A 23,613-nucleotide genomic window follows, 5' to 3' on the forward strand; every position below is an offset into this window, starting at 1 on the left:
ATGACTGAAAAATATGTTATGAATCAAGTCCTTAAAGCGCCAGTATTCTTTATTTTAATATATCTTATAATAATATTTCTCTCACTATATGATACTAGCATGGATCATTTATCTATTGCTTTACTTAGTTATATGTTATATGTTTTTGTTACTTTATACTTGGGTTGGTTTCTTGCTAGAAAAATGTTTCCAGTAATAAAGTTTACACCGGTTTTTTATTTTAGAAATATTAATATTATAGATTTTTTGATGTGGTGTCTTATTTTTAATGTAATATTTTCTTTAATTAATTATGTAGGAGTTATGGGGTGGACATTAGACCTGTCTACATATAGGCAATATTTGACAGTTAATGTTAATCATCCTTTGATAATTAATTTTAGTTCTATCTTTAATTTTGCCACATATGTAATTATTCCTATGATAATTTTTACTAGAGCGAAAATCTCTAAATTTAGGCTTTTAATTATTCTACTTTCTATAATTTCTTTAGGTATACTTAGTACATCAAGATCATTTTTTATAATACTTTCAATTTTTATTCTTTTAAACTATGTTTTAACTTATGGTATTAAGCTTAAATATATATTAGTATGTTTTATTTTTATTTTAGCAATTTTTTTTATTATTCCTTATTTTACGGGAAAAAATTATTCTATAGATTCATTTATGATTTATTTGTTGGGTGGGATACATGCCTTAGATAAGATTATTAATGGTGTAGTTCCTGATCTTTCTTATCATGGGTACTATTCTTTTTCTTTTATCGCTGCGATATTTTCTAAATTTGGATTATCCGATCCAAGACCTTTATTAGATTATATATACGTTCCAGCCCCAACGAATGTATACACGATGCTGGGAGTGTATTTTTTAGACTTTGGATATTATGGTTCATTAATAGTGATATCTTTAATAGGATTTATTTCTGGTATAATCGATAAGAATTATGAATTACATAAAACCCCGAGATCTGTATATCTTAAATCATGGAATTTAACTGTACTTTCATTGAGTTTTTTTTATGATTACTATACTTGCTCGACTATTTTTATTGTTTTATTATGCTTTTCAACTTTGGTAAATAATAAGGAAAATATGTGTGTGGAATAATTGGATTTTATTCATTTAATAATAATTTACATTTTAAAAATATAATTGCATCTTTAGATAATGTTTCTCATAGGGGGCCAGATAATAGAGGTTATTGGAACAGCGATCAAGTTACCTTAGGGCATACAAGGTTGGCAATACATGATGTTTCTAATTCTGGCCATCAGCCAATGTTCTCTAATAGCGGCAATACTGTGATAGTTTTTAATGGAGAAATATATAACTATTTATCTATAAAAAATCAGCTACTAAGTGATTATCCTAATCTTGAGTTTAAAAGTAACAGTGATACTGAGATTTTGGTTAATGCTATAGAACTTTGGGGTATAGATAAAACTTTAGAAAAATGCATAGGTATGTTTGCTTTTGGAGTTTACAGTAGAAAAACTAGTTGTTTAATACTAGCTAGAGATAGATTTGGCGAGAAACCATTATATTTTGGTATCCAAAATGGTATTTTGGGTTTTGCATCAGAATTGAAGGCACTTAAGCCATTAAAGGAATGTGGCTGGAGGTTTGATATAGATAGAGATGCTTTAGCAACATATATGAGGTATGCTTATGTGCCAACACCATACTCTATTTACAAAAATATATCTAAACTAAATGTAGGTAGTTACATAGTATTTGATGCTAAGGGTAATAGTAAGGAGTATAAATATTGGGATTCTAAAAAAGTACTAGATTCAGAAAAATATAAAGATTCGTATGATCAAGCAATCCTAGATTTAGAAATTAAGCTTAAAAGTACATTATCAATACAAATGCAGTCAGATGTTCCTCTAGGAGCATTTTTATCCGGAGGAATTGACTCAACAACTATAGTTGCTCTTATGCAAAGTATGTCTAAAGATAAGATAAACACTTTTAGTATAGGCTTTAATCAAAAAGAATATAATGAAGCTGAGCATGCAAGAGCAGTAGCAAAACATATAGGTACAAACCACACAGATATGTATGTTACAGAAAGAGATGCTCTTAATGTAATACCAAAACTTGCTGGAATATATGACGAGCCCTTTGCTGATTCATCACAAATACCAACGTATCTTGTGAGTAAAATAGCTAAGTCGAAAGTAACAGTTGCACTATCAGGTGACGCTGGTGATGAGCTCTTTGGCGGTTATAATAGATACTTTTTAGCGCCAAATATCGCTAAAAAAATCAAATTTGCTAAGCTACTTAAATATGCACCAGATGCTTGGATAAAAAAAGCTGAGATATTAAATTTTGGTAAGTTCGCTTTATTAGCAGATAAACTGCTAAAACTAAAAAGAGTTCTCGAAACAGCAAAAACAAATAAAGATCTTTATGTACTACTTTGTTCACAAATAAATGATACTAGCTTTGTGTTAGGAGCAAAAGAGTATGATATATTAAGAGATAAGAATATTTATGATATTCCACAATTATCTTTCCAAGAGTGGATGATGTTTGTTGATTCTAATACATATATGATAGATGATATATTGGTTAAGGTTGATAGAGCAGCTATGGCTAACTCTCTAGAGACAAGAGTGCCATTTTTAGATCATAATATTTATGAGTTTGCGTACTCATTACCAATTGAGTATAAAATACAAGGTAATAATGGTAAACGAATTTTAAGAGATCTGTTATATAAGTATGTGCCAGAAAGTTTGGTCAATAGGCCTAAGATGGGTTTTGGCATCCCGCTTGCTAAATGGTTAAGAGAAGATTTACGAGAGTGGGCAGATAATTTACTAAATTATGATAAAATACATAAGCAAGGTTATTTAGATGCTGATTTAATACAGAAATATTGGCAGGAGCATTTAAGCGGTAAGAGAAATTGGCAATATTTTTTATGGAATATTTTGATGTTCCAGGAGTGGTTAGACAATGAATAGGTATCCTTTAGTTAGTATTTTCCTTCCTGTATATAATGCTGAGAAACATATAGAAGAATGTTTAAATTCTATTTTATGTCAGACATATAAAAACTTTGAAATAGTTATATCTGATGATTCATCTCAAGATAGAACGCAAGATATATTAAAAGAGTATAAAAATAAATATCCAAAAATAATAAGATTATATTTACAAAAAAAAAATTTAGGAATAACAGCTAATTGTAATTTTTTATTGTCAAAATGTGAAGGTGAATATATATGTTTTTTTGCTGGCGATGATGTAATGTTGCCTACAAAAATAGAAAAACAACTTCATTTTATGGAGAATAACTTAAATTATTCAATATGTGGCACAAGCACTATTCTTATTGATGATAGAAGTAGAAAAATAGGGAAGATTAGAACTAAGAGAAGGAATTTTAATTATAAGGATGTTTTAATAACTGGAAATTCAATTGTGCCTGTACCGAGCTACTTTGTTAGGGCTAGTATGATAAAACATAATTATGATGTAAGGATCCCTGTGGCATCTGATTATTTATTTTTCTTTAAAATAGCTATGGAGGGTAATATCTATGTACTAAAAGATTTTTTAACAAAATATAGAGTGCATTACTCATCTTCAAAAGTATTAGGGTACGATACAGACTTTTTAATTACTTTAGCTATAATTGAGGCACAATTTCCATTTTTAGGAAAACCTATTAGAAAAGCAAAAGTAATATGGTATTATTTTCAAATGATAAAAAGTGTTAGACATAAGCAGTATAGAAACCTTATTGGTTTTATGTTCTCTAGTGTAAGATTGGCTCCAATATATTTTCCATATTTCTTTTTTAAGAAAGTTTTTGAGAGGTTATTAAGAAATGTTTAAATTATTGAGCTTTGAAGTTATATCAGATCAAAGGGGTAACTTGATTTCATTAGAACAAAATAAAAATATCCCTTTTGGTATAAAGAGGGTTTATTATATATATGGTACAAAAGAAAATGTCCGTAGAGGTTATCATGCGCATAGGAACTTACAACAGGTTTTAATTTGTGTTTCAGGAAGTTGTAAAGTTTTGATTGATGATGGTAAGAGTAAGGAAAATATTGTGCTTGATTCACCTGATAAAGGACTACAGATATCAGGGCTTGTTTGGAGGGAAATGTATGATTTCTCTCCTGATTGTGTACTTATGGTTTTAGCTAGTGACTTTTATGATGAAAGTGATTATATTAGGAATTATAGTGATTTTATGAAGGAAGTTCGCGATGCAAAAAAATAAAAAGCTTATTATTGTTGGTAGTGGTGAAACTGCTTTAATTGCTTATGAATATTTTCATTATGATTCCGAGTATGAGGTAGAGGCGTTTAGTGTTAGTGAAAAATACTTACAAGATACTAGTTTGTATGGCTTACCAGTTGCTGCTTTAGAAACTTTAGAAGAAAAATACTCCATTAGTGATTATGAAGTATATGTTGCAATAAGTTCAGGAAAACTAAATAGAAACAGGACTAAGGTGTTTGATGAAGTAAAAGCTAAAGGCTATAAATGTGCTAGTTATGTTAGTTCAAAGGCTTTTGTCTGGAAAAATGTTGAAGTGGGTGAAAATTGTTTTATATTTGAGAATAATACGCTACAACCATTTGTTAAAGTTGGGAATAATGTGACTCTTTGGAGTGGCAATCACATTGGACATAATACTGTTATAAAAGACAATTGTTTTATATCTTCTCATTGTGTAATCTCTGGCTTTTGTGAAATAGGAGAGAACAGTTTCCTTGGAGTGAACTGTACTATTGAAAATAATATTAAAATTGCAAAAGATAACTTTATCGGTGCTAGAGCTCTTATACAGAAAGATACACCCGAGAGAGCATTTTATCAAGAAAAACAAACAGAATTGTCTAAAGTTGATTGTCATAGATTATTTAGAATCAAGGAATAAAAAAACACTATTATGAAATGGGAAAAGAAAGGGTTGATTTATACACCGCCTAAAGATGGCAGTTGGAATGATAATTCAGCATTAACACCAACAGCTTTTTTATTAGATGAAGAAACTATAAGAGTTTATGCTAGTTTTAGAGATGTGAGTGGAATTGGAAGGATTGGTTATATAGATTTAGAAGCAAAAAATCCATCTAAAATTATTAAGATTTCAGATAAACCAGTTCTTGATATAGGACAAGATGGAATGTTTGATGATAGTGGAGTTATTTTAGGTGACTTAATAAGAGTTTGTGATGATGTTTATATGTATTATGTGGGTTTTCAGAAAGTTGAAAAAGTAAAGTTTCTAGCATATTCTGGGTTAGCAATTAGTAGAGATGGTGGAGAAACTTTTACTAGATACCAAAAAACACCAATATTAGATCGCTCTGATGAGGCGCTTTATATAAGAGCTATACATTCTGTAATATATGAAAATGGAAAATTTAGAGTTTGGTATGCAACGGGAAATGGTTGGGAAAATATAAAAGGTATAAATTATCCACAATATGATATCAATTATATTGAGTCAGTAGATGGAGTATCTTTTTCTAATCAAGGTATAAAATGTATAGAAAATAATCCATTAAATAGAGAGTATAGAATTGGTAGACCAAGAGTATATAAGAATAAAGACAAATATGTAATGAATTTTACATATGGAACAACAGATGGTAGATATATTGCAGGTCAAGCAGAGTCTTTAGATGGTGTAAACTGGCTTAGAGATGATTGTAAAAGAGGTATAGAATTATCAGAAAAAGGATGGGACTCTGTACATTTGAGTTATCCATCTGTGATAAGAACTAAATATGCAACATATATGTTCTATAATGGCAATAATATGGGTGTTGACGGCTTTGGCTATGCCGAATTGGTAGAAGAATAATGCAAGTACTAAAGTATACATTTAATAAAAAACAAGAGTGGGATTTGTTCGTAACGAATGCAAAAAATTCGCATTTTATGTTTTATAGAGATTATATGGAGTATCATTCTGATAGATTTGAAGATAGTTCTCTAATGTTCTATGATGATAAGAATAAGTTATTAGCAATTTTTCCTGCAAATATAAGAGATAATGTTTTATATTCACATCAGGGCTTAACATTTGGCGGTTTTATTATTGACAAAGATATGAAACAAAAAAAGCTACTTGATTCTTTTAAATCGCTAAAAGAGTTTGCTCAAAAAGAAAATTTAGCTAAAGTGCTATATAAAGGCTTGCCAACTATTTATCATCAAATACCTTCACAAGAAGATTTGTATGGATTATTTATAAATGATGCTAAACTTGTGCGATTAGATTCGTCATCATGTCTAGATTTGAATGAAAATGTTAAACTCCCTAAGGGGCGAAAAGCTAGTATATCAAAGGCTCGAAGAGAAAGTGTGCATATAGAGGAAAGTAATGACTTTAATGCTTTCATTGAGCTCGAGAATAAAGTCCTTCAAGCTCAACATAATTCTCAAGCTGTACACTCAGGTGAGCAATTATTATTACTTAAACAAAGATTTCCAGATAATATAAAGCTATACTTAGCAAGAACGAGAGAAAATCTTTTAGTTGCTGGAGCGTTATTGTTTATATGGAGAGATGTTGTCCATACTCAGTATTTAGCTAATGATTTTGTCGGTAGAGAACTCGGGGCATTAGATCTACTTATTAAAGAACTAATAGATGAGTATAGAAATAAAGGTTATAAATATTTTAATTTTGGGATATCTAACGAGGATAATGGAAGATATCTAAATGAAGGATTAATAGCACAAAAAGAAAGCTTTGGTGCAAGGACAATAGCTTTTTCACAATATGAGATAAAGGTTTAATTTATGATCAAATTTTTAGACTTACAAAAAATAAACAGTATATACCAACAAGAGTTAAAAGATGGTTGTGCTAGAGTTATAGATAGTGGCTGGTATATTCGTGGTACTGAGTGTGAAGCTTTTGAAAAAGAGTTTGCAGAGTATTGTGGTACAAGATATGCTGTAGGTGTAGCTAATGGTTTGGATGCACTTATTCTTATTATCAGAGCGTATAAAGAGCTAGGGATCTTTAAGTCTGGTGATGAGATTATAGTTCCTGCAAATACTTATATTGCTAGTATTTTAGCGATATCTGCCAATGATATGGTGCCTGTGTTAGTGGAGCCGAATTTAGATGACTACTTACTAGATGCTAATAAAATTGAAGAAGCTATTACAGCTAAAACCGTTGCGATTATGTCAGTACATTTATATGGACAAACCTGTCAGATGGACAAAATAAATGCTATAGCTAAAAAGTATAACCTTAAAGTTATAGAAGACTCTGCTCAATCTCATGGCGCATATTTTGCAGATAAGAGATCGGGGAATCTTGGTGATGCAAGTGGCTTTAGCTTCTATCCAGGCAAAAACTTAGGAGCCTTAGGTGATGCTGGTGCTGTGACTACTAATGATAAAGCTTTAGCAGATACAATTACAGCTTTGGCAAATTATGGTAGCCATGAGAAGTACAAAAATCTCTATAAGGGTACTAATAGTCGTCTTGATGAAATACAAGCAGCTATGTTAAGAGTGAAATTAAAATATCTAGAGAAAGATATACAGTGTCGTAGAGAGATAGCAGATTATTATCTTGCTAATATTAGTAATCAAAAGATTGTTCTACCAAAGCTTAGAGATAAAAATAATCACGTTTGGCATTTATTTGTGATTAGAGCAGAAAATAGAGATAAATTACAAAAATATCTATTGGATAACGGTATTCAAACCGTTATTCATTATCCTATAGCGCCACATCATCAGCAAGCTTACAGTGAGTGGAATAGTGATAACTATCCAATATCAGAGCAGATTCATAACCAAGTTTTGAGTCTACCTATAGGTCAGCATTTATCTATGGATGACGTTAAAAAAGTAGTTGATATAATCAATAAATACTAATATGAATCTTTGGAAAACATCTTTTTTTACAATTATAGCTACACTTGCTACATTGGTATCTACTTTCGTAGTAGCTAAATTTATTGCAATATTTGCTGGTGCTGCAGCGTTTGGCTTGTTTGGTCAGTTTATATCATTTGTTAATATTATGCAGATTGGTTCTGGCGGTATAGTACAGACAGGTGTAGTTAAATATATAGCCGAATATAAAAATGATGAAAATTCAAAAGATAGAATTATTAGTACAGCTACATCTTTAGTTACAGTATTTTCATTAGTTTCTGGGGTAATAGTTGCGATATTCTCTCAGCAGTTATCACAGTTAGTATTAGGGACATCATCATATTATTGGCTCTTTATATGTTTTGGGCTTACTTTATATGGCTATGTGATGAGTCAGCTTATTAGATCTATTTTTAATGGTCTTAATAAGATGAAGGAGTATGCGACTTTTTCAGTTATTTCAAGTATTATATCTGTGCTAGTTATACCTATACTTGCATATTTTTATCAAACCAATGGAGTGCTATTAGGTTTCGTCTTAGGTCAAGCTTTGCTATTTATAGTTGTGCTTATTTTCACAAAGATAACTAAGATTAAATTATTTCTACTAGAAATTAAGCTTAGAAATCCCTGGACAAAAAAATTACTTATTTTCTCGATAATGTCTGTTGTATCTGGATTATCTTTACCATTAGCTCAAATCTTTTTGAGAAACTATGTAGCTGAGCATTCTAACTGGACAGATGTTGGATATTGGCAAGCAATACTTAGAATATCTGATGCCTATTTACTGCTAATAACTACAGTTATATCAACTTACGCACTACCTAAATATTCATCAGTAAAATGTAACCAAGAATTGAGAAAAGAAGTTTTTTATCTTCTTAAGGTAATTGTTCCGATAGTATTTTTTATGGCATTATGTATTTATTTGTTAAGACATTTAGTCATTGTTATTTTATTTTCAAAAAGTTTTATGCCGATGGAAAACTTATTCCATTTTCAACTTTTGGGTGATGTTATCAAAATAGCAGCTTGGATTGTAGCAAACACTTTTTTAGCTAAAGCAGCGGTTAAAATATTTATAGTTTTAGAAATAGGGTTTACATTGTCTTTTGTGGTATTGTCTATAATATTCTTTAATATGTATGGATTACATGGGCTTACAATTGGCTTTTTTGTTAACTATATCATGTATTTTACAACTTGCTTAATCATTTTTTTATATAAATTTAGGGAAGAAGGAAAATGAAAGGAATAATTCTAGCAGGTGGCAGTGGCACAAGACTATATCCACTTACCTTAGGTGTTAGTAAACAGTTATTACCTGTTTATGACAAGCCATTACTATACTATCCACTATCTGTGCTTATGCTTGCAGGTATTAGGGAGATATTAATTATCTCTACAGTGCGTGATATCCCACTTATCCAAGAACTTCTAGGCGATGGTTCACAGTTTGGTATAGAGCTTAGCTACAAGATTCAACCATCTCCAGATGGGCTTGCTCAGGCATTTATTCTTGGTGAGGAGTTTTTGGCAGGTGATTCAGCTTGTTTGATATTAGGAGATAATATTTATTATGGTCAAGGTATGACTACAATGCTAGAGTCTGCAAGAGTACAGTGTGAAAGTGCAGCTGGTGGTGCTTGTGTTTTTGGTTATTATGTTAATGATCCGCATAGATATGGTATAGTCGAATTTGATAAGCAAAAAAATGTAATTTCGGTAGAGGAAAAGCCACAAAATCCTAAATCACACTATGCTATCACAGGCTTATATTTTTATGATAATAACGTTGTTGAGTATGCTAAACAAGTCAAACCATCTATGCGTGGTGAGCTAGAGATTACTTCACTTAATGAATTATATTTAAAGCAGAATAAACTAAATGTTGAGCTTTTGGGGCGTGGTTTCGCTTGGCTAGATGCTGGTACGCATGATTCATTGCTAGAGTCAGGTCAATATGTGGCAACTATAGAGAAAAGACAAGGGCTTAAAATCGCATGTTTGGAAGAAATTGCATGGCGTAAAGGCTTTATCTCAACACAGCAGGTTTTAGCTCAAGCTGATAAACTTTCTAAGACAGATTATGGTCAGTATCTAAATAGTTTGATTAAGGATGAATTATAGAGTGGATACTATGGTCATATTTCGACAAGCTCAGCAACCGAGAGCCATAGTATGACAAAATAGTCAGTTATACTCATGGTGTGTACCTTCAAATATTGGATATGGGCATGAGATTCCCGCCTTCGTGGTAATGACGGAAAGGGTTAAAGATTGAGCTTTAGATACATGGGAATAATGAGAACGGTTGTCATCCTGAACTTGATTCAGGATCTCTCAAGTGTGGTTGATGAGCTTGAATATAAGAATAGATTGCGTGGTCGGAGCCTGACGCAATGACTGTGTGTGGTTTATGAAAGCTTTATGGTTTAAAATGTTCAAAATAGTATACAAAAATGTAATTTGTAAGTATTATGTTAAATATATTTTACAATATGTGATGATGTATGGATATAATACAAATAGGTCAAGAAATAGCAAATATTCGTAAAAGCAAAAAAATCTCTCAGCAAAAAATGAGTGATGATATAAATATTTCTAGAACTACTATAAGCAATATAGAAAATGGTAGTGTCACAGATGTGGGTATCAAGAAAATTATTAGGATTATTGATTATTTAGGTTACGAGATTTCTTTTAAAGAAAAGTCTTTATTTCCAGTTTTTGAGGATCTGCTGAATGGATAAACTACAAGTAAAAGTCATTGATAAGCAGATAGGTTGCTTAATCTACAGTGACAATGAATATGTATTTGATTATAGCTCAGATATAGCTTCAGATTTTGTTTCATTGACTATGCCTGTCAGAGCAAAAGATTATATTCATTCCAAGCTTCATCCAATTTTTGAGATGAACCTCCCAGAAGGCTATTTGCTATCAATTATCAAAAAGCATTTTGCAAAAATAACAAATATCAATGATTTTGTTTTACTAAAACTAATGTTCCCCTCGATTAGAGGCAGAATTAGCTATGATAATACTGATGTGGTCAAAGATGAATTGTTTTTAGATGATGTTTTACACTCTGAGAATAAGAATTTATTTGATGAGTTAGTAAGTAGATTTGCTCTAAGGTCACCATTAAGTGGAGTACAGCCTAAGGTTCTTGTTAATATAACTGAGAAAGCTACATTAAAAGTGAATAATTATATTATTAAATCATGGGGACAAGAGTATAAAGAGCTTGCACTAAATGAGTATTATTGTATGTTAGCTGTAAAAAAGGCTGGTATTCCTACACCAGAATTTTATATCTCTGATGATGAGAAGCTTTTTGTGATGAAAAGATTTGATATTCTTGATGATGATAGTTGTCTTGGATTTGAGGATATGTGTGTTCTCATGGCTAAGCACAGAGATGATAAATATGATGGTACTTGTGAGCAAATTGTCAAAACAATTAAAACATTTGTAAGTCCCTCAAATAGACGAGCGGCTTTAATCAACTTTTTTAAAATGACTGTTATGAACTATTTGCTTAAAAATGGCGATGCCCATCTTAAGAATTTTGGTCTATTATACAGAGATATTTATAATATTGATTTAGCACCAGCGTATGATGTGGTTTGTACTACAGCTTATATTGATAAAGATATACCAGCTCTACATCTATTAGGAAGTAAAAAATGGTGGGGCAAAAAGTTCTTATTAAAATTTGGTATTACACATTGCGACCTTGGAAAAGCAGAAGTTGATAAATACTTTGATGAATGTATAAACTCAGTTAAATTAGTTGTAGAGATTATGAAAAATCGCTTAGCTAAAGAAACAAATCAAGATAAAGTGATTATCTTAAATAAAATGATCAATATATTTGAGTCTAATATATCAAATGATTAAAAAATAAACATTAAAGGTGAATAATGAAATACAAACCAAAAAATATACTAGTAACAGGGGCGGCGGGATTTATTGGTAGTAATTATGTACGCATGATGTTATTACGCTATAATGATGTCAGAATAGTATCTTACGATAAGCTAACTTATGCTGGTAGTATGGATAATCTAGTAGATTTAGAAAATCAGCAAAATCATATTTTTATAAAAGGAGATATATGTGATGAGCAACTAGTCGCCGATGTTTTGAGAAAATATAATATAGATACTATCGTGCATTTTGCTGCAGAATCGCATGTTGATAACTCAATTGCTAATCCAAAAGTGTTTTTAGAAACAAATGTGATAGGTACATTTACACTTTTAGATTGTGCGAAAAGGTATTGGTTAGATGAGCTAGGTTTAGATGAAACTAGTTGTAGATTTCATCATGTATCTACAGATGAGGTTTATGGGACACTGTCAAAAGATGATCCAGCATTTACTGAAACAAAAGCGTATGAACCAAACTCACCATATTCGGCATCTAAGGCAGGTTCTGATCATATTGCTAGAGCATATTATCACACTTATAAACTTCCGGTAACAATCTCAAATTGTTCAAATAACTATGGGCCATACCAACATCCAGAGAAATTAATCCCTGTAGTGATAAATAGTTGTATAAACCAAAAGTCTATTCCTGTCTATGGTGATGGTTCGAATATTCGTGATTGGCTATATGTAGAAGATCACTGTGATGCTATTCAGACAGTTATTGAAAAAGGGATAGTTGGTGAGGTTTATAATATAGGTGGTATAAACGAGGTTGATAATTTAACTTTAGTAAAGACTATTTGTAAGCTAATGGATCAATATAAGCCAGAGAATGCTCCACATAATAAGCTAATAAGCTTTGTAGAAGATAGAAAAGGTCATGATTGGCGTTATGCTATTGATAACAGCAAGATTCAGAATGAGCTGAGGTGGAAGCCGTCACAAGATTTTGACAAGATGTTTAGACAAACTATTGAGTTTTATCTAAAGTGAAAATTTTATGTTTATTAAATAGTACCTCTCTTCATAGTTTCAAAAAACTCTTTTTTTGTTAGTAAGCCTTTTATTTCTTCAATTACCTCATTTTTTCTATGAAAACCCTCTAATTTGATTATTCTGCTTCTATAAATTATAATAACAGTTATTATCATAACTTGTATTATTATAATGAAATTCTATAATCGAGAAAGCGAACTAGCCATTTTATCAAAAGCAGACATGCTTAAGTCTAAGCAATCTGTAATGACTATGCTTATTGGTAGGCGTAGGATAGGCAAGACTACACTAGCGTTACATAGCTATACAAAAGATAAGGTTTTATATTTATTCGTATCAAAGAAGGTTGAAGCTTTATTATGCCAAGATTTTTGTGAGGAAATTGTAAACAAGCTAGGTATTAAAATCTTTGGTGAATTAACAAGGTTTGAAGATATTTTTGAGTACCTTTTAGAGTTGGGTAAAACACAGTCTTTTACAATTGTTATTGATGAATTTCAGGAATTTCTTAGGATTAATCCTAGTATATATTCGAGTATGCAGAAGCTTTGGGATTTGAATAAAAATACTTCAAAAATTCACTTGATAACATGTGGCTCTATATATCATCTTATGAAAAAAATATATGAAGATAGTAGTGAGCCATTATTTGGGCGTTGTGATTTTAAAATAGAGTTAAAACCATTTAGTCCAAGTGTATTAAAGGAAATATTACAAGATAATCAGAGTTACACTACTGATAATATGCTTGATTTTTATTCTTTAACTGGTGGAGTGGCAAAATATATAGAGCTTTTCAGTTTATACAATAGTTTTGAACTGCGATCAATGATAGACGTTATTATAGAACCAAACTCGATATTTTTAAGCGAGGGAAAAAATCGATTAATAGAAGAGTTCGGAAAAGATTATGGTACTTATTTTTCAATACTTAGCTTAATAGCGGAATCTAAAACCTCTCGACCTGAGATAGAGTCTATTTTACAAAGTAATATTTCTGGTCATTTACATCGCTTAGAGCACGATTATTCTATCATTAGATCTATAAAACCTATTAATGCAAAGCCAAATTCAAAAGTACAAAAATATGAGATTGTTGATATATTTTTAGCCTTTTGGTTTAGGTTTATATTTAAATATCAGTCCTTAGTTGAAGCTGAAAACTTTTTAAAATTAAAAGAGATAATTTATAGGGATATATCGATATTTAAAGGAAAAGTTTTAGAAAGACTGTTTGTTGAGATATTTAAAGACACTCAAATTTACACAAAAATAGGTTCATACTGGGAAAGAGGCAATAAAAATGAGATAGATATAGTTGCTATAGATGATATTGATAGAAAAATATTAATATGCGAAGTTAAGCTTAATGAAAATAAATTAGCTCTTAACAAGTTAATATTAAAATCTCAGAAACTAGTTAATCAGTATAATGATTATAAGATAGATTACCAGTTATTATCACTTAAGGATATTGATAATTTCCTACTCTATTTATAGAGGAGGTTAGGAGGAGTATTTTAAATAGCACTATAGTGGTACGGTTTTTTCGGACAGGTAGCTAAGAAGGTAAAATAGGTGTCTTCGATAAGAAAAGGAGACATAAATGAAGAAGAAAAAATCTCATAGTGCTGCATTTAAATATGAGGTATCAGTTGTAGCCATAAAAGGTGAATTAACCCAAGCTCAAATCAGTAGTAAATACGAAATTCACTCTAGCCAGATTACAAGCTGGAAGAAGCAGGCTTTAGAGAGCATAAAACAACTATTTTCAGGTAAACTTCCGCCAGTTAAGCAAGATTTATTAGACGAAAAAGAAAAATCAAAGCTATACGAAGAAATTGGTAGGCTCAAAGTGGAGCTTGACTGGATGAAAAAAAAATCTAATTTTGAGTTGTAGGGATAAGAAAATGTTAATAGAACCAAATAATCCAGATATCCCAATAGTCAGACAGTGTCAACTTTTGGGCTTAAATAGATCAGTATATTATTATCAGTATAAAGGTATAGATGAGCATACTGAAAACTTAATGCGTCTAATAGATGAGCGTTATACAGCAAGGCCACATGAAAGCTCTAGAAAGATTATGGTATACCTAAATAACCTTGGATACGATGTTACTCGAAATCAAGTAAAATACTTGATGGATAAAATGGGTTTACAAGCTATATACCCAAAGCCAATCACAAGCGCAAAATCTAGACAAGAACATATTATATATCCATATCTACTAAATGATATTTGTGTTTACTACCCTAACCAAGTATGGTGCTCAGATATAACATATATTCGTATGAAACATGGGCATATATATCTTGTAGCAATAATGGACTGGTATAGTAGGTATGTAATTGATTGGCAGTTGAGCATTAGTTTAGAAGCAGAATTTTGTATTGATACTCTTAAGAGAGCTTTAGCTAGTAGTAGCTGTGGTATTTTCAATACAGATCAAGGAGCACAGTATACTTCAAACGCTTGGATAAATACCTTGCTAAATAAAGGTATCTCAATTAGTATGGATGCTAAAGGTAGATGTTTTGATAATATATTTATTGAGCGTCTATGGAGAAGTGTTAAATACGAATATATATACCTAAAAGAATTTGAGTCAGTAGCTGAAGTTAGAGAAGCTCTGACTGATTACTTTGAATATTATAATACTGATAGATATCATCAAAGTTTAGAATATAAGACTCCTGCTGATGTGTATTTTAGTAAAGTTAAAATAGAAAATATTTTTGATAATTTGACATCTATTTTTTGACTAAATACTGTCCGAAAAAATTCACCACTATACACACCCCTCTTCATAGTTTCAAAAAACTCTTCGTTTGTCAGCGTGCCTTTGATTTTTTCAGTTAAAAATTCCATAGCTTGGACATCTTCCATAACGCTAAAAAACTTCAATTTTTTTAGGCATTTTTATGTGTGTTTTATTATTAAAAATTCTCTTTAATAATTTCCTTTATAGCTGAATCAATCAATTTTGTGTTTGTGTTACTAACACCTACCATTTGTGCAAATTCAGACCATTTAACAACAGCTGCTTTTACCTCACTAATTATACATAAAGCAACGTTTTTTTTAATATTACTTATTTTTGCAAGTTCTAGAAGATGAGAAATACCAGGATTTTTTCCTTCCCCCATAATCATAGAGCAATGTTCACCACTAGGACCTGATGAGAATGTAAGATCATAAGATGGTGACATACGCCATGAGCCATCTTTAGCCATTAAAAATGAAAAATTCTTAGCATGATCATCACGGTTATGACTCAGAATATTAAATACACATTGCCTATACTGTTTTTCGCAACAATTCATATTACGGGTAAGATACATGGTTGCTTTCATAATCATTTGATAGTCTAGACTCGGAATTCTATGATCAGCATGTAAGAGTCCACTTATTGTATGCATATGAATTCTTTCACAATCATTTCTATCAAAGCGTTTACTACCAAAGAATCCTAATCCTTTAGTAGATGGAAAAAGCTTAGCATTTGGTACTTCAAGTCCAGCATCTTGTGCCATGAGATGGTAGGCATATTCTATAGCGCCAATATCTTTTGGATCAGTACTAGATGGGAATTTAATAAGCCAATGTTCACCCTTAATGTCAATAAGTATTTTAGGTCTAGCACCAGCAGATGAACCGCCAAGCTTTAACAAATCTTCTACATAGCTATCATCATCATGTTTCTGGAATTCACAGATCTCTCGTGCGATTTCGTCTAAAGAAGCATGAGATAATAAAGGAGCATTTTCTGTTTCAGGTTCATAAGTAAGAGCTCCCATACCATGTGAACCTACAAAACAAAGCCTATCTAATAAAGACAAAGAACCCGGATTAATATCATGTTTAACAAGAGCACGATCAAGCAATAAACGTCCCCAACCATCTGGTAGGCTATCATTAAAAACACCAAACATACCATCAAAAGTAAAGTCTTCTGATGGTATTATTCCTGCTTTAAGTGGTAACTTAAAAGGTGATAAATTAAGCCCTGTTTTGAGGAAATTAACGTCATATTCAAAGAATAATTTGTGGGATTTAACTGCTAAACGCCCAACAAGTTTTTTTTCATCCAGAGGTTTATAATAAACGTAAACAATTTTTGTAGGCGTAAATTTCATTTTCTACCTCTTTTTCTGGTGCTTTCTTTTACTAGTAATTCATCTAAAGAGACAGGGAGCTCTTCAGCGTTCTTTACAAAGAGCTGTTCAAATTTCTCAAAATCATCTAAAACAATAGCAATTTTTAAAAGTGATTCAAGTGATATTTGTCCAGTTCGTTCAAATTTTTTCAATGTACCATAGCTTACTCCAGATAATTTAGATAAGGTTTGCTGACTAAGATTGAGGCCCAAACGTTTAGCTTGTGCTCGTTTTGCGATATCTTTTGCCATTTCATAGGGTGACTTAAGTAGTACGGACACAATAATAGCCTAAAAACCAATTTTACCTACATAAGGTATATTATAATGTCTATTCTACAGATAATCAAATGTTTGAGAGTGTAAACTAAAAGATAGATAGAGCCATTTTTTCAATTAGCCCTAACTTACATCCAGTAGAGCAGGCTGCTAAATTGCATAGTGAATTTGTAAAAATATATCCTTTTATTGATGGTAATGGAAGAACTTCAAGACTTTTAATGAATTTGGTACTTATGCAATATGGTTATCCACTAGCAATATCGCCAATATCTAAAAAGCTTAGGTATTATAATGCTTTAGATAAAGCTCATGTAAGAATGACTACACTGACTTTATACAGTTAATTATAGAAATAGTAGAAGAATCATTCGAACCGTATTGGTTTGCTTTAGGAATATAGCAGTAACCATTTAACATTAAAAATTAAATAGCTCCTCTCTTCATAGTTTCATCAAAGCTAATATCAGGAAGACGGTGCTAGCCAATCTTATTATCAAAGTGGAGGTTTATGTTATAATTAAATACCAACAGTAAGGCAGTGTGCTTATATGCAAAAAATAGCTAAAGGAAGTACAAACTATTACCAGCTAAAGAAAGATTTATTCAATAAGTTAAAAGGTATGGGAATATTCTGGAGCTATGATAAAGAATGTGATTATGCGAATTTTCCAGAAGCATTAATTATAGAGCATACATTAAAATACGCTGATTATGACGATATTATTAACTTGTTTAACTTATATGAACGTTATTTTATATTTGCTGTTTGGGAAAAAGTGTTAAGTCTGACCTGAGGTTTATAAAGACAAATTTAATGCTAGCACGTGTATTTTTCGGAACGAATGTTGATACAGATTATTTTAGGAATCTAAAAAATCAAAGGGGTAGATTATCTTGAGCCTAAAGAAATTATATCAAAAGAAGAAATACGTGATTATTTTCAGAATAAATTAATTTTATACAATAAAGACAAGTTAAAGAAAGAGTAATTAAGAAAAATAGAAAGTAGAGAGCTGATTAGATGAAAATAGGTAGGAATGAGCCATGTATTTGTGGCTCTGGCAAAAAATATAAGAAATGTTGTTACGGTAAGGACGATTTGCTTAGTTCTAAGTCAAACACGTCAACTGATGGTTCAATAAAATTGATGAATAAGCACCAGCAAGAGCTTATGCGAAAGAACAAGAATATAAGGGTTAAGGAGAGCGATAGCTTTAAAATGTCAGATATAATAAAAGAATTTGCATCAGATATGCTTGATTACGCTGAAACAGATGATCAAATAAGAATGACTTTTGAAATGGCAATAGTTTGTTGGAATTTATGTGTGATGTTAGCGCGAGAGCAGGATGAGTTAAAACAGCAAAACCTTATTGATGGTTTCTTGGCTACTTGTAAAAAGGCGCAACGATCACCTGAAGCAGATGATGGAGTTTTTGAAGAAATACTAGAGCATTATCGTATCCGTAAGCAAAAATATTTTTCACATATTAATAGATTTATTGCTGATTATAAATTAGAAGTACTAAGAAGTGGAGACATTAATCTTTCTATCGCATCAACAGAGACGTGATTTGCTACATAATTAAGGGGGCGGAATGTGAGATAGAAAAGGCCATGATTGGCGTTATGCAATTGATAATAGTAAGATTCAGAATGAGCTGGGGTGGAAGCCGTCACAAGATTTTGACAAGATGTTTAGACAAACTATAGAGTTTTATTTAAAGTAACGATTAATTCTAAATCAAGCTAATAGATATCCATAAGTAAGCCCGTGGTATTTTCTGTCTTGGATTACTAACTATATACAATAATGATTCCCACTTCCTTAAATATTTTCTTAGTTAGTTTTTTGGCGTAAATTTAATTGAATTATTTTATTGATTAGTTTATTGTTAATGAGTAATGAACACTGCAAAGCTACCATAAGTTTTAAGTTGAAGATGAGATATATGAAAAAGAATATTAAAGTTGGTTGGGTAATGATTGTATCCATTTTTAAGAAAGCCAGTTTATATAGTTATAAACTTATTACCAATAGCCTTCTATTGGTATTGTTATTAAATTTAATATATAAAAATATTTATGCGTTTGATCCGTTAGATGTGGAGTTTTACAAGCATACAAATAAGCAAGAATTAAATTACCTCTTACCAATTTGTTTTGCCTCTAGAGATATATCATCCCCACAAAAAAATTCATGGAAAGACACTAACTATATATTTCCTTTTAACGTTCCTATTATTCAAGTATATGATATGGAGCCTGGATATGCATTATATCCTGTACTATCAAATAGAGTAAGGGTTGGAAATACATTATTTTATCTCATAGTCCAAGGAAAAATTAATAGGTATCTTCAAGAAGATAATATTAAAGATAATGTAACTGTTAAGTATCATTCTTTATTTGCAGATGGTATAGAAACAGGTATTCCTGGTAAAAACATAGAGGTAATAGGTAAACTTCGTATCTTTGAAGGTATTCAAGGAAGTTTAGTGGCAGAAAGGGATATAAACTTCATTGTTCATGATTATGTTTGGTCTGGGCCAGATAATGATAAAGTATTGAAGAATCTAGTAAGTAATAATATTCTAGAAGAAGATGGTAGTAAAGATAATTTTATTACCACGCATCTTAGTATAACTAAAGGTAATTCTCAGTTTATTGATGAAGGTAATAAGGACATTACTGATATATCAACGATTCATGTTCTCCTTAGTGATGACTCATATGAAGAGCTAAGAGGGCGTTTGTTAGTAGGGAAAAAAGGCTCTGCTGAATTAGCTGGAGATAATAAAGTACTTAAAGACGCTTTTTATAAACATAATATAGATGTGGAATATGCACTAGGAAATTTAAAAAAATAAGTTATAAATTACTACTAGATTTGGTTAAGTGGAGAGACTTTTTTGAGAGTAGATCAAATATTTAGAACCTTTATATTCACGTATTAAAATATATTTTAAATTTATAAAGCAGTATGATACTTTTAATGTAGTTCCTGCTACATTAAGAATACAAGAATTATAAGTGAATTTATGGACTTTTATAATTTATTGTTGAATATACTAGGTTTCTATATAATTAATCAATATCAAAGTTATTTAGGTTTTTTTATAATGATTACTCCTATTATCTTATCTGGAGGATCCGGCTCAAGGCTGTGGCCATTATCACGAGAAGCATCACCAAAACAGTTTATAGTTTTAGTTGATGAACATAGCCTATTAGAAAATACAATTAAGCGACTAGATAATATCAAGGATATAACTTCACCTGTGATTGTCTGTAATGAAAGTCATAGATTCCAAGTTGCTGAAGAGCTGCGAAAAATCAATAAAAAAGGTGATATTCTTCTAGAACCACTAGCCAAAAATACTGCTCCGGCAATTGCGCTTGCAGCATTGCATTTAGCTGCTAGTGATGCAAATACGATTATGTTAGTTTTGGCTGCTGACCACCATATTGAAAATCTAGAGGTTTTTCATCAAGCTATTGAAAAAGCACAGCAAAAAGTTCTTAAAGACGATTCTTTAGTTACTTTTGGGATTACGCCAACTTGTCCTCATGAAGGTTATGGTTATATTAAGCAAGGGGCACAAACTGCGATAAATGGAGTTTATAAAGTAGATAAATTTGTTGAGAAGCCTAGTGCAGCTGTCGCACAAGAGTATTTAGATAGTGGTCAATACTATTGGAATAGCGGCATGTTTATGTTCACTGCTAGAGCTTATCTACAGGCTTTAGAGAAATTACAGCCAGAAATCTATAGCGGATGTAAAAAAACTTATCAAAAATCACAGCAGGATTTAGATTTTGTGCGTTTTGATAAACAAAGTTTTGCCACAGTTCAATCACAATCAATAGATTATGCGGTGATGGAGAAGGCGAGTAATGTTGCGATAGTACCTATGCAGCAAAGTGGCTGGTCTGATGTTGGCTCTTGGGACTCTTTGTATGATATTGCTACAAAAGATAGTTGTGGTAATGTGGTTATTGGTGATGTAATTACTAATGGTGTCAAAAATAGTTATTTACGCTCGCAAGATCGCTTGTTAGCTGCAGTTGGAGTTAATGATTTAATAATTGTCGAAACAGCAGACGCGATACTTGTTGCTGATAAAAATAAAACCCAAGATGTCAAAAAAATAGTCGAGGCTTTGAAGATTCAGCAGCGTAGCGAATTATTACAGCATAAACAAATTTATAAACCCTGGGGTTCAGCAACGATATTAGAGGATAAATCTGGCTATAAGATACAAGCAATTCAACTTGAACCAGGCAAGAAGCTATCATTGCAGCAGCACTATCACCGTAGTGAGCATTGGATTGTAATTTCTGGAACTGCTACGGTAACTATCGGTACTACAAAGTCTATTGTTAGACCAAATGAGTCAGTATATATAAAAATAGGTGAGCCTCACAGACTTGAAAATAATGGTAAGATTCCAGTTGTTCTTATAGAAGTGCAAGTTGGAGAATATATAAGTGAGGATGATATTGTTAGAATTAGCTAATAATTGATATAGTTAATTCGAGAAATATATAAATCTAGTTGATTTATAAGACTTAATATGAAAACTTAAAAAAACACTCTACTGTCATGCTGAACTTGATTCAGCATCTTCTTTGATACAAATGAGATTCCGGATCAAGTCCGGAATGACATGTGATGGGAGCTGAGCTATTTATGAATTATTATAGTCTATACTGACTAATCCTTAAAATTGCTTATGGATCCATGGTCAAGACATAGAATGATAAAAAAGTTTGATAATAACACAAAAATTAATCGGACTAACTATAAAAAGCCAAAGTGTAAAATATCTCTACGGGAATCTAAATGAAAGAAGTTATCGTTAAAAATATAATCAAATCTAGTGGTGTAAAGTTCGGTACTAGTGGTGTAAGAGGCTTAGTAGTAGCGATGACAGATAAAATCTGTTGGTTGTATACTAAGGCTTTTATTCAATTTCTAGAGCAGAAATACACTATTGCTAAAGGTACTAAGGTCGCGATAGCTCATGATCTGCGTGAAAGTAGTCCTAGAATAACAAAAGCTGTTATTAAAGCTGTGATAGATAGTGGCTATGAGCCGGTATATTGTGGTGAGATACCATCACCAGCTGTGATGCTCTATGGAGTATCTCATAATATTCCTTCGATTATGATTACTGGTAGTCATATTCCAGAGGATAGAAATGGTATTAAATTTAATACAGTCTATGGTGAAGTCCTCAAAGATGATGAAGAGCTTATAGTTAAGCAAATTATCAGCGTTGAGGAAGGTATTTTTGATAAAGATGGCAAATTTTTACAAAAACTCGAATTACCAGAGCTTTGCCAACAAGCATATACTCAATATGTTGACAGGTATATAAACTTTTTCCCTAGAAATTGCTTAGTAGGTAAAACTATAGGGCTTTATCAACATTCATCTGTAGGGCGTAAGATAGTCAAAGAAATTCTCGAGAAATTAGGTGCAAAAGTTATTTTGCTAGGATTCTCTAAAAGTTTTGTATCTGTTGATACTGAAGCAATTCGCCAACAAGATATCAAGCTTGCGAAGCAGTGGGTGAGAGAGTATCAAATTGATAGTATAGTCTCCACTGATGGCGATGCTGATAGACCCCTAGTAAGTGATGAGTATGGTAATTGGCTAAAAGGTGATATTTTGGGTGTCTTGACAGCAAAATATTTGCAAGCTGATGTAATCGCAACACCTATTAGTAGTAATACCGTAGCCGAAAAGATAGCTTACTTTAGTAATGTAATTAGAACTAAGATAGGTTCACCGTATGTTATTGCGGCAATGAATGAGTTATTTTCTAGTGATCAAAATACTGTAGTTGGATATGAGGCAAACGGTGGGTTTTTACTCGCTAGTAATATTTGTAGAGATGGTAAAACTCTAAAAGCACTACCTACAAGAGATGCCGTCCTACCAATGCTTGCTGTGATGATGTTATCTATCAAAGCTAATAAAACTATATCAGAGCTGTTATTTGATTTGCCATCAAGATATACCACAAGTAGTAAGATTGATGACTTTGCTAGCGAAAAAAGCCAAGAGATATTAACAGCAATATTAGCTGGAGAGTCTGATTTATTAGATAAAATAATATCTGAATATTTTGACAGCAACAATAGTATAGAAAGTATCGATACTACTGATGGGGTTAGAATAACTTTAGCAAATCAGGATATTGTTCATCTAAGACCTTCTGGTAATGCTCCAGAGCTTAGATGCTATACTGAATCAGCTAGTGATGAGCAAGCAAAAAAATTAAATCAATATTGTGTGAATTTGATCAATAAAAACTATTAA

Annotated in this window: 23 protein-coding genes and 1 pseudogene; 22 read left to right on the forward strand and 2 right to left on the reverse strand. The window is 31.5% G+C overall.

From position 1 onward, the window contains the following. From CGC45_RS01815 to CGC45_RS01885, 15 genes are all read left to right on the forward strand, one after another. Positions 1-1,113, forward strand: a complete 1,113-nt coding sequence (locus CGC45_RS01815; protein ID WP_162790232.1) for an O-antigen polymerase — start codon at positions 1-3, stop codon at positions 1,111-1,113. Beyond that, a complete protein-coding gene (asnB, locus tag CGC45_RS01820) occupies positions 1,101-2,984 on the forward strand; it encodes an asparagine synthase (glutamine-hydrolyzing) (protein WP_071628697.1) in 1,884 nt (627 codons plus the stop codon). Before CGC45_RS01815 ends, asnB begins: the two co-directional genes overlap by 13 nt. Then, positions 2,977-3,861 carry a glycosyltransferase family 2 protein gene (locus tag CGC45_RS01825; RefSeq protein ID WP_071628698.1) on the forward strand — a complete coding sequence of 295 codons (885 nt, stop codon included), beginning with the start codon at positions 2,977-2,979 and terminating at the stop codon, positions 3,859-3,861. Before asnB ends, CGC45_RS01825 begins: the two co-directional genes overlap by 8 nt. After that, entirely contained in the window at positions 3,854-4,258 is a 405-nt protein-coding gene (locus CGC45_RS01830; protein ID WP_071628699.1) for a sugar 3,4-ketoisomerase, read from the forward strand. Before CGC45_RS01825 ends, CGC45_RS01830 begins: the two co-directional genes overlap by 8 nt. Beyond that, a complete protein-coding gene (locus tag CGC45_RS01835; protein WP_071628700.1) occupies positions 4,245-4,922 on the forward strand; it encodes an acetyltransferase in 678 nt (225 codons plus the stop codon). Before CGC45_RS01830 ends, CGC45_RS01835 begins: the two co-directional genes overlap by 14 nt. A 12-nt stretch (positions 4,923-4,934) precedes the next feature. Beyond that, positions 4,935-5,855, forward strand: coding sequence for a glycoside hydrolase family protein (locus CGC45_RS01840; protein ID WP_071628701.1), 921 nt, complete (start codon positions 4,935-4,937; stop codon positions 5,853-5,855). Further along, positions 5,855-6,796, forward strand: a complete 942-nt coding sequence (locus tag CGC45_RS01845) for a GNAT family N-acetyltransferase (RefSeq protein ID WP_071628702.1) — start codon at positions 5,855-5,857, stop codon at positions 6,794-6,796. The genes CGC45_RS01840 and CGC45_RS01845 overlap by 1 nt, the downstream gene beginning before the upstream one ends. 3 nt (positions 6,797-6,799) lie before the next feature. Then, the gene (locus CGC45_RS01850) at positions 6,800-7,897 is read left to right on the forward strand and encodes a DegT/DnrJ/EryC1/StrS family aminotransferase (protein ID WP_071628703.1); all 1,098 of its coding nucleotides are present in this window, start codon (positions 6,800-6,802) and stop codon (positions 7,895-7,897) included. Position 7,898: 1 nt separating this feature from the next. Then, positions 7,899-9,152: an O-antigen translocase gene (locus CGC45_RS01855; protein WP_071628704.1), complete on the forward strand. Its 1,254-nt coding sequence runs from the start codon at positions 7,899-7,901 to the stop codon at positions 9,150-9,152. Continuing rightward, positions 9,149-10,033 (forward strand): glucose-1-phosphate thymidylyltransferase RfbA, encoded by an 885-nt coding sequence (gene rfbA / locus CGC45_RS01860; protein ID WP_071628705.1) that lies wholly within the window; start codon positions 9,149-9,151, stop codon positions 10,031-10,033. Before CGC45_RS01855 ends, rfbA begins: the two co-directional genes overlap by 4 nt. Positions 10,034-10,416: 383 nt before the next feature. Further along, positions 10,417-10,656, forward strand: coding sequence for a helix-turn-helix domain-containing protein (locus tag CGC45_RS01865; RefSeq protein ID WP_071628706.1), 240 nt, complete (start codon positions 10,417-10,419; stop codon positions 10,654-10,656). Then, positions 10,649-11,809 (forward strand): type II toxin-antitoxin system HipA family toxin, encoded by a 1,161-nt coding sequence (locus CGC45_RS01870; RefSeq protein WP_071628707.1) that lies wholly within the window; start codon positions 10,649-10,651, stop codon positions 11,807-11,809. Before CGC45_RS01865 ends, CGC45_RS01870 begins: the two co-directional genes overlap by 8 nt. Positions 11,810-11,832: 23 nt before the next feature. Beyond that, positions 11,833-12,837, forward strand: coding sequence for a dTDP-glucose 4,6-dehydratase (gene rfbB, locus CGC45_RS01875; protein ID WP_071628708.1), 1,005 nt, complete (start codon positions 11,833-11,835; stop codon positions 12,835-12,837). A 174-nt stretch (positions 12,838-13,011) separates the two neighbouring features. Continuing rightward, positions 13,012-14,340, forward strand: coding sequence for an ATP-binding protein (locus tag CGC45_RS01880; RefSeq protein WP_071628709.1), 1,329 nt, complete (start codon positions 13,012-13,014; stop codon positions 14,338-14,340). A gap of 106 nt (positions 14,341-14,446) precedes the next feature. Next, positions 14,447-15,605 (forward strand): IS3 family transposase gene (locus CGC45_RS01885; protein ID WP_114702015.1). Its coding sequence is split into 2 segments (ribosomal slippage): positions 14,447-14,722 and positions 14,724-15,605, totalling 1,158 coding nucleotides; the frame shifts between segments, so codons are not numbered across the junction. Positions 15,606-15,780: 175 nt separating this feature from the next. Here the strand turns inward: CGC45_RS01885 and CGC45_RS01890 are convergent. Further along, on the reverse strand, positions 15,781-16,980 hold the full coding sequence (locus CGC45_RS01890) for a type II toxin-antitoxin system HipA family toxin (protein WP_071628711.1): 1,200 nt from the start codon (positions 16,978-16,980) through the stop codon (positions 15,781-15,783). Continuing rightward, positions 16,977-17,252, reverse strand: coding sequence for a helix-turn-helix domain-containing protein (locus CGC45_RS01895; protein WP_071628712.1), 276 nt, complete (start codon positions 17,250-17,252; stop codon positions 16,977-16,979). Before CGC45_RS01895 ends, CGC45_RS01890 begins: the two co-directional genes overlap by 4 nt. A gap of 182 nt (positions 17,253-17,434) precedes the next feature. Here CGC45_RS01895 and CGC45_RS09185 point away from each other — a divergent pair, with 182 nt between their 5' ends. The 7 genes and pseudogenes from CGC45_RS09185 to CGC45_RS01930 all read left to right on the forward strand — a co-directional run bounded on the left by CGC45_RS09185 (position 17,435) and on the right by CGC45_RS01930 (position 23,613). Next, a complete protein-coding gene (locus tag CGC45_RS09185; RefSeq protein WP_071628713.1) occupies positions 17,435-17,626 on the forward strand; it encodes a Fic family protein in 192 nt (63 codons plus the stop codon). 204 nt (positions 17,627-17,830) lie between these two features. Next, positions 17,831-18,076 (forward strand): hypothetical protein, encoded by a 246-nt coding sequence (locus tag CGC45_RS01905; RefSeq protein ID WP_071628714.1) that lies wholly within the window; start codon positions 17,831-17,833, stop codon positions 18,074-18,076. A gap of 227 nt (positions 18,077-18,303) precedes the next feature. Further along, positions 18,304-18,855 carry an SEC-C metal-binding domain-containing protein gene (locus tag CGC45_RS01910; RefSeq protein ID WP_084387432.1) on the forward strand — a complete coding sequence of 184 codons (552 nt, stop codon included), beginning with the start codon at positions 18,304-18,306 and terminating at the stop codon, positions 18,853-18,855. Positions 18,856-18,886: 31 nt separating this feature from the next. Further along, a pseudogene (locus tag CGC45_RS01915) lies at positions 18,887-19,012 on the forward strand (GDP-mannose 4,6-dehydratase); the annotation flags it as partial. Positions 19,013-19,234: 222 nt separating this feature from the next. After that, a complete protein-coding gene (locus CGC45_RS01920) occupies positions 19,235-20,152 on the forward strand; it encodes a hypothetical protein (protein WP_114702016.1) in 918 nt (305 codons plus the stop codon). Positions 20,153-20,404: 252 nt separating this feature from the next. After that, a complete protein-coding gene (locus CGC45_RS01925) occupies positions 20,405-21,802 on the forward strand; it encodes a mannose-1-phosphate guanylyltransferase/mannose-6-phosphate isomerase (protein ID WP_071629946.1) in 1,398 nt (465 codons plus the stop codon). Positions 21,803-22,128: 326 nt separating this feature from the next. After that, on the forward strand, positions 22,129-23,613 hold the full coding sequence (locus CGC45_RS01930; protein ID WP_071628716.1) for a phosphomannomutase: 1,485 nt from the start codon (positions 22,129-22,131) through the stop codon (positions 23,611-23,613).

The organism is Francisella opportunistica, assembly GCF_003347135.1.
GTDB lineage: Bacteria > Pseudomonadota > Gammaproteobacteria > Francisellales > Francisellaceae > Francisella > Francisella opportunistica.

Bases quoted from the DNA above. Each gene is read 5' to 3' on its own strand.
- CGC45_RS01910 (WP_084387432.1), top strand. From the start codon at position 18,304: ATGAAAATAGGTAGGAATGAGCCATGTATTTGTGGCTCTGGCAAAAAA.
- CGC45_RS01840 (WP_071628701.1), top strand. From the start codon at position 4,935: ATGAAATGGGAAAAGAAAGGGTTGATTTATACACCGCCTAAAGATGGC.
- CGC45_RS01870 (WP_071628707.1), top strand. From the start codon at position 10,649: ATGGATAAACTACAAGTAAAAGTCATTGATAAGCAGATAGGTTGCTTA.
- CGC45_RS01925 (WP_071629946.1), top strand. From the start codon at position 20,405: ATGATTACTCCTATTATCTTATCTGGAGGATCCGGCTCAAGGCTGTGG.
- CGC45_RS01880 (WP_071628709.1), top strand. From the start codon at position 13,012: ATGAAATTCTATAATCGAGAAAGCGAACTAGCCATTTTATCAAAAGCA.
- CGC45_RS01920 (WP_114702016.1), top strand. From the start codon at position 19,235: ATGAAAAAGAATATTAAAGTTGGTTGGGTAATGATTGTATCCATTTTT.
- rfbA (WP_071628705.1), top strand. From the start codon at position 9,149: ATGAAAGGAATAATTCTAGCAGGTGGCAGTGGCACAAGACTATATCCA.
- CGC45_RS01930 (WP_071628716.1), top strand. From the start codon at position 22,129: ATGAAAGAAGTTATCGTTAAAAATATAATCAAATCTAGTGGTGTAAAG.
- rfbB (WP_071628708.1), top strand. From the start codon at position 11,833: ATGAAATACAAACCAAAAAATATACTAGTAACAGGGGCGGCGGGATTT.
- CGC45_RS01865 (WP_071628706.1), top strand. From the start codon at position 10,417: ATGGATATAATACAAATAGGTCAAGAAATAGCAAATATTCGTAAAAGC.
- CGC45_RS01890 (WP_071628711.1), bottom strand. From the start codon at position 16,980: ATGAAATTTACGCCTACAAAAATTGTTTACGTTTATTATAAACCTCTG.
- CGC45_RS01850 (WP_071628703.1), top strand. From the start codon at position 6,800: ATGATCAAATTTTTAGACTTACAAAAAATAAACAGTATATACCAACAA.
- CGC45_RS01845 (WP_071628702.1), top strand. From the start codon at position 5,855: ATGCAAGTACTAAAGTATACATTTAATAAAAAACAAGAGTGGGATTTG.
- CGC45_RS01855 (WP_071628704.1), top strand. From the start codon at position 7,899: ATGAATCTTTGGAAAACATCTTTTTTTACAATTATAGCTACACTTGCT.
- CGC45_RS01830 (WP_071628699.1), top strand. From the start codon at position 3,854: ATGTTTAAATTATTGAGCTTTGAAGTTATATCAGATCAAAGGGGTAAC.
- CGC45_RS01825 (WP_071628698.1), top strand. From the start codon at position 2,977: ATGAATAGGTATCCTTTAGTTAGTATTTTCCTTCCTGTATATAATGCT.
- CGC45_RS01905 (WP_071628714.1), top strand. From the start codon at position 17,831: ATGCAAAAAATAGCTAAAGGAAGTACAAACTATTACCAGCTAAAGAAA.
- CGC45_RS01895 (WP_071628712.1), bottom strand. From the start codon at position 17,252: ATGGCAAAAGATATCGCAAAACGAGCACAAGCTAAACGTTTGGGCCTC.
- CGC45_RS01815 (WP_162790232.1), top strand. From the start codon at position 1: ATGACTGAAAAATATGTTATGAATCAAGTCCTTAAAGCGCCAGTATTC.
- CGC45_RS01835 (WP_071628700.1), top strand. From the start codon at position 4,245: ATGCAAAAAAATAAAAAGCTTATTATTGTTGGTAGTGGTGAAACTGCT.